This is a genomic window from Serratia sp. PL17 (assembly GCF_017832355.1).
GTDB lineage: Bacteria > Pseudomonadota > Gammaproteobacteria > Enterobacterales > Enterobacteriaceae > Serratia.
On sequence record NZ_JAFIBY010000009.1, the window covers coordinates 217,565 to 223,904 of the forward strand.

Annotated in this window: 6 protein-coding genes and 2 tRNA genes; 1 reads left to right on the forward strand and 7 read right to left on the reverse strand. The window is 54.1% G+C overall.

What is annotated here, in order from left to right; translation table 11 throughout:
- Positions 1 to 10: 10 nt before the first annotated feature.
- Positions 11 to 349, reverse strand: a complete 339-nt coding sequence (locus JOE25_RS23380; RefSeq protein ID WP_209639431.1) for a DUF413 domain-containing protein — start codon at positions 347 to 349, stop codon at positions 11 to 13.
- Positions 350 to 468: 119 nt separating this feature from the next.
- Between JOE25_RS23380 and hdfR the strand changes: the two genes are divergently transcribed.
- Positions 469 to 1,296: an HTH-type transcriptional regulator HdfR gene (gene hdfR, locus JOE25_RS23385; RefSeq protein ID WP_209639434.1), complete on the forward strand. Its 828-nt coding sequence runs from the start codon at positions 469 to 471 to the stop codon at positions 1,294 to 1,296.
- Between the two features lie 4 nt (positions 1,297 to 1,300).
- Here the strand turns inward: hdfR and yjfF are convergent, their stop codons facing one another.
- The 6 genes from yjfF to JOE25_RS23415 all read right to left on the reverse strand — a co-directional run bounded on the left by yjfF (position 1,301) and on the right by JOE25_RS23415 (position 6,324).
- Positions 1,301 to 2,293 (reverse strand): galactofuranose ABC transporter, permease protein YjfF, encoded by a 993-nt coding sequence (yjfF, locus tag JOE25_RS23390; protein WP_209639437.1) that lies wholly within the window; start codon positions 2,291 to 2,293, stop codon positions 1,301 to 1,303.
- Entirely contained in the window at positions 2,290 to 3,291 is a 1,002-nt protein-coding gene (gene ytfT / locus JOE25_RS23395) for a galactofuranose ABC transporter, ATP-binding protein YtfT (protein ID WP_209639440.1), read from the reverse strand. The genes yjfF and ytfT overlap by 4 nt, the downstream gene beginning before the upstream one ends.
- Before the next feature lie 17 nt (positions 3,292 to 3,308).
- Complete coding sequence (ytfR, locus tag JOE25_RS23400; protein WP_209639443.1) at positions 3,309 to 4,823, reverse strand: galactofuranose ABC transporter, ATP-binding protein YtfR; 1,515 nt, start codon at positions 4,821 to 4,823, stop codon at positions 3,309 to 3,311.
- A gap of 23 nt (positions 4,824 to 4,846) precedes the next feature.
- Complete coding sequence (gene ytfQ / locus JOE25_RS23405) at positions 4,847 to 5,803, reverse strand: galactofuranose ABC transporter, galactofuranose-binding protein YtfQ (RefSeq protein ID WP_209639446.1); 957 nt, start codon at positions 5,801 to 5,803, stop codon at positions 4,847 to 4,849.
- 315 nt (positions 5,804 to 6,118) lie between these two features.
- Positions 6,119 to 6,194 (reverse strand) — tRNA-Trp (locus tag JOE25_RS23410).
- Between the two features lie 53 nt (positions 6,195 to 6,247).
- Positions 6,248 to 6,324 (reverse strand) — tRNA-Asp (locus JOE25_RS23415).
- Positions 6,325 to 6,340 lie beyond the last annotated feature (16 nt).

Genomic DNA, 6,340 nt, shown 5'->3' on the forward strand with positions numbered 1-6,340 from the left:
CCCATCGTTATCAATCGTCACTGTCGGTGTAATCTTCCACCGCATCAGCTTGCGGCTTACCGCCAGACAAGGTATGGAATTTTTTCGGGCGGCGTGTGCGCACCAGATATTTCGCCCATACTTTTTCCTGTTCGGTAACCGGCTCGCGCTCACCGTGGCACACTGCGACGAACAACTGTTCTTCTTCAGTGGCCGGCTGGCGTTTACCCGTGTCCAGCTCGTTAAACGCATACCCGAAGCGCTCTAGCAATTGCGCTTCTTTAATGGTGAAATCGCCGTGACGGGAGAACCCGCGAGGGTAATGTTTATTATCAAAAAAACGGTTGGTCGTGGTGAAGCTATCCGCCATCTGACACGCTCCTAATTCTCTCATGGCCGTGCTGTTTATGGCGCGGAGTATTAGATAGGCTTGACATTGTGTAAAACAAAACATTTAAATCTTAACGATAAAAATTATTGGAGATGGGTGTGGATACCGAATTACTGAAAACCTTTTTGGAGGTCAGTAGAACGCGTCACTTTGGCCGAGCCGCAGAATCCTTGTACTTAACGCAGTCTGCTGTCAGTTTCCGCATCCGCCAGTTAGAAAACCAATTGGGTGCAAATTTATTCACCCGACACCGTAACAATATCCGCCTGACGCCAGCCGGGGAGCGGCTTTTGCCCTACGCTGAGAGCCTGATGATGACCTGGCAATTGGCGAAAAAAGAGGTGGTGCGTTCACTGCAACATACCGAGTTGTCCATCGGCGCGACCGCCTCGCTGTGGGAGGCTTATCTGACCCCGTGGCTGCAATCGCTCTATCAGCAGCGTGAGGCGTTGCAGCTGGAAGCCCGGGTTGCGTTACGGCACTCTTTGGTAAAACAGCTGCATGAAAGACAGCTCGATTTGCTCATCACCACCGAGCCACCGAAGATGGATGAACTGGCCAGCCAACTGTTGGGGAATTTCTCGTTGCGGCTGTTCTCTTCCACTCAGCGCGATAAGCTCGCGCCAATGCCTTATATCAAACTGGAATGGGGGGCTGATTTCCATCAGCAGGAAAGCCGTATGCTGGAAGGCGACACGCTGCCGGTGCTCACGACGACCTCTGCGCATCTGACCCGACAGCTACTTGAAACTACCGGCGGTTGCGCCTTCCTGCCCAGCCAATGGGAGAAGGACTATCCGCAGTTAACCGCAGCCGCCGAGATCCCGGCCATTATCCGCCCTCTCTACGCCGTCTGGCTGCAAAATAGCGACCAGCAGGCGCTGATCAGACAATTACTGAAAATACCTTTGAATACCACAGCATGAGCCGCTATAACGGCTTCAAACGGGGATGCCGGGGTTTTGTTCGTCTGCTGAGCCAAAACGCGCTCATCGCCTTCTGAAGGCCGATAAAGCAAAACAGCAGAATACCGATCACAATCTTGGTCCACCATGAGCTGAGCGTGCCGTCGAAAGTGATGTAACTCTGGATCAGCCCCTGAATCAGCACGCCAAACAGCGTGCCCAGGACCGTGCCCACGCCGCCAGTCAGCAAGGTGCCACCAATTACGACGGCAGCAATGGCATCCAGCTCTACACCGCTGGCCGCCAGCGCATAACCCGCTGAGGTATACAGCGAGAAAATAATCCCTGACAGGGCTGCCAGCGTGCCTGAAAGCATATAAATCAGCACCGTGGTGCGTTGCACCGGTACCCCCATCAACGCCGCAGATACCCGGTTGCCGCCGATGGCGTAGACGTTATGTCCAAAGCGAGTACGGTGCGCCAACACCATGCCGACGGCCACCACGAATAGCATCACCAGTGCCAGCAACGTAAAGCGGCCACCGCCCGGCAGTTTCCAGGCGTAGTTAGCCAGCGTCGCATACAGTGGATGATCGATGGGAATCGACTCCTCCGAGAGGATAAAACTCATACCCCGTACGAAGAACATGCCGGCCAATGTGATGATAAATGCCGGTAGCTTCAGCACATCAATGATCCAACCCATCAATGCGCCAAACGAGGCCCCCATCAACAACGCAATAACGAATGCATAACCCGGCGCAATACCGTAAGTCCCGATCAGTTTGGCCAATAACACCCCGGTAAAAGCGATCACCGAGCCGACCGACAGATCGATGCCGCCTGAAAGGATCACGAACGTCATGCCGACTGCAACGATGCCAAGAAAAGCGTTGTCGGTCAGCAAATCACACCATACCCGCGTAGAGGCAAAACTGGGGAACTGAGTAAGGCAAAACCCGTAACCCACCAGGAACACCAGTACGGTCATCAAGAGGGGCAGATTACGCTTGATCATGGCTTTCTTCTCCTGAGCAGTTGCTGCAGCGAGATGCTTGGCGATTGCGCCATTAACACCGCCAACACCACGATTGCCTTCAACACCAGATTAAACTCCGGCCGATAGCCGGACAGCAGGATGCCAGTATTCATACCCTGAATGATTAATGCCCCCACTACCGACAGCAGCAGGTTAAAACGGCCCCCCAGCAGTGAACCGCCACCAATCACCACGGCCAGGATCGCATCCAGTTCCAGCCACAGCCCGGCATTGTTGGCATCTGCACCACGGATATCTGCCGTGACGATAATTCCGGCTACGGAGGCACATAGCCCACAGATCACATACACCGCCATCACCACCCAACGCGTACTGACCCCTGCATTACGCGCCGAACGCAGATTGATACCTACAGCTTCGATAAACAGTCCCAGCGCCGTTTTACGCGTCAGCAACCAGATCAACAGCAGCATCACGGCGGCAATGATCGCCGGCATCGGCAAATACATCAGTGCACCGCTGCCGAGCCGTGCGAACCCTTCTCGCTCAAAGGTGACAATTTGTCCTTCAGTGATCAGTTGTGCAATACCGCGCCCAGCCACCATCAACATTAGCGTGGCGACTATCGGCTGTATCTGCAGCACCGCCACCAGGAACCCGTTCCACAAACCACACAGGGCTCCCACAGCCAAAGCGGCGGCCAGTACGTAACCCAGCGGATAACCAGCGCTGGTCAGCGTTGCCGCAGTGGCACCCGCGATAGCCATCACTGCCCCCACGGAAAGATCGATGCCACCTGTGGCGATCACCAACGTCATGCCCAATGCCAATAATGCGACCGGTGCGCCACGGTTAACAATGTCAATCACGCTGCCAAACAGTCGGCCATCCTGGATGTGTATGGAAAAAAAATTCGGGGCGACCAGGCTGTCGATCAGCAAAATCACCGCCAGGGCCCCGAGTTGCGTCGCCCCAACGGGCATGACCCATCTGACTTTACGCGGTCCATTGGTCATGGAGAAACTCCTGAGGTTCATCCTGCCTCCTGCTGTGCGGCTATCGCCTGCATGATCGCAGGCACTGAAATGGCATCATGCTCAAGCTGTGCCACATGCTTTCTATCCCGCAGCACCAGGATACGATCCGCATAGCCCGCCAGTTCCTCCAGTTCGGAAGAAATAACCAGCAGCGCCAATCCTTCATCGCACAGTTTTTCGATTAAACGAATGATTTCAGCATGTGCACCAACGTCAATGCCGCGCGTTGGCTCATCCAGGATCAGAAAACGAGGTTTAGTCGCCAGCCAGCGTGACAGCAGTACCTTTTGCTGATTGCCACCGGACAAATATTGGATTTGTTGTTCTGGCCCCGGCGTGCGGATGCCCAACAGTTGGATATAACTCTCGGCAATACGGGTTTGCTCCCGCAGCGGCAGCGGTTTTAACCAGCCGCGCTGGGCCTGCAGCGCCAAAATAATATTTTCCCGCACCGTCGCAGCACCAACGATTCCATCGGTTTTGCGGTCTTCAGGGCAATAGCCAAAACCGAGGCTGGCGGCTTTGCGTGGCGTGCGGATATTCACTCTGCGCCCTCCAACCTTGGCACTGCCGTTATCGCACGATTTAATACCGAATATTAACTGGGCAGTTTCAGTGCGCCCCGATCCCAGCAAGCCGGCCAATCCCACGATTTGCCCCGGACGAATCTGCAGGTCAAAGGGCTCAATCATGCCACGTCGCCCATAACCGCTGAATTCGACCAACGGTGGTGCTTCGGTTGGCGTATGCTCGCCGCGTTTCAGTAGCGACTCGTCAAACGCGTGGCCAAGCATCATCTGTACCAGCTCCAGACGCGGTAAGTCAGTCGTGGCTTTCGTCCCTACTAGCTTACCGTTGCGCAGTACAGTGATACGATCGCTAATGCGGTAAACCTGATCGAGGAAATGGGTCACAAAGATCATCGCCAATCCCTGAGTGCGGAGCTGGCTCAGGATATCCAGCAGCATGCTGACTTCTTTGGCATCCAGACTGGCGGTTGGCTCATCGAGGATCAAGACTTTGGCAGACAGGTCTACTGCCCGTGCAATAGCGATAATCTGCTGGATCGCAATGGAGTAATTACCCAACGGCTGACTGACGTCCACCCCCAATCCATACCCCAGCAAAAGCTGCTGAGCCTGATGCAGCATCTTTTTCTGATCAATCAGGCCAAAGTGCGTTGGTTCTCGCCCGATAAACAGGTTGGCTGCCACCGAGATATTCGGCAATAAGTTAACCTCCTGATAAACCGTACCAATCCCCAGCACCTGCGCTTGCGCGGTGCTCTGCGGGGCAATGGCAGTACCTTCCAGCAATATCTCACCGGCGGAACGCTGATAAACCCCGGTCAGCGCTTTGATTAACGTGGATTTCCCCGCGCCGTTTTCGCCTAGCAACGCCATTATCTCTCCGCGCTGCAACGTGACATCAACCTGATCCAGCGCCTTTACGCCGGGGAATTCGACGGATAATCCCTTAATCGTCAACAAACTGGTCTGAGATGTGGCCATCTTCTGTCCCGTCGGTGAGTAGATTAATAACCCATGCTTTTCTTCAGTTCGAATTCCTGCTTAGCGGTATCCGGTTGCAACAGCTTGGATTCGGTCTGGATAAACTTCGGCGGCTGGCTACCGTCTTTCTTCATCGCCAACAGTGCGTCAAACGCCGGACCGGCCATATTTGGCGTCAGTTCGACCGTGGCGTTGGCCTCGCCATTCATCATCGCCTTGAATATGTCAGGTACTCCGTCGATAGAGACAACTTTAATTTGCGAGCCCGGTTTTAAACCCGCCTCTTTGATCGCCTGAATAGCGCCAATCGCCATGTCGTCGTTGTGCGCATAGACAGCGCAAATGTTTTTGCCGTTTTGCTCTGCCTTGATGAAACTCTCCATGACCTCTTTGCCCTTACTGCGGGTAAAGTCGCCAGATTGTGAGCGGATGATTTTAACGTTGGCGGCGTTAGCTATACCGTCGGCAAAGCCTTTTTTGCGGTTAATAGCAACGCTGGAACCCACCGTGCCCTGCAGTTCCACCACGTTGCAAGGCTTGCCGGCAACCTCTTTCACCAGCCATTCTCCTGCAACTTTGCCTTCATGCACGCTGTCCGACGCCACTGCCGCGGTATACAACGAGGGATCGTTCACCTCGATCATCCGATCGAGCAAAAAGACCGGGATCTTGGCTTCTTTGGCTTCCTGCAGCACCGGAGTCCAACCGGTGGCGACAACCGGCGCGATAAAAATGGCATCAACACCCTGGGCGATGAAAGATCTCACCGCTTTGATCTGGTTTTCCTGTTTTTGCTGCGCATCGGCGATTTTCAGCGTGATACCCCGCTTTTCCGCTTCCTGTTTCGATACCTTGGTTTCCGCCGAACGCCAACCCGATTCGGAACCAATCTGCGAAAAACCGACGACCAACGGTGCTGCCTGTACCGTACCTACCAAGGCGCCAGTGATGGCGGCCGCTAACAGCAGACGTTTAACCATGTTGTTCTCCTCGAACTGCCGTGGCATGAAACATGCCTCCGACAGAGTTGCCATTGTTGTATATGCTGCATTTTTCCTGGTGAAGCGGGTGTGCAAAGGGCTGGGCACACATAAGGTGTAGTTGAAAATTGGGCAGGAATAATGAGCGGCATCACATCATGGCAGAACAACCATTTTGTACATGGATCCAGCTAAAAATGTCTAAATTGGGAACGATTTCGGTGGGGTTTTTGAACAGTTTTTCGGAGGAATAGTGAGGAATGGGGGAAACAGAAAGCAAAAAAAACCCTTCGCTTTCGCAAAGGGTTTCTAATATGGCAGGGGCGGAGAGACTCGAACTCGCGACACCCGGTTTTGGAGACCGGTGCTCTACCAACTGAGCTACGCCCCTAAATCGTGCTTAACATTATGCCTGCTAAAATAAGCAGGCATAATTTAAATAAGTGGCGGAACGGACGGGGCTCGAACCCGCGACCCCCTGCGTGACAGGCAGGTATTCTAACCAACTGAACTACCGCTCCACCGGTTCTTTCACGT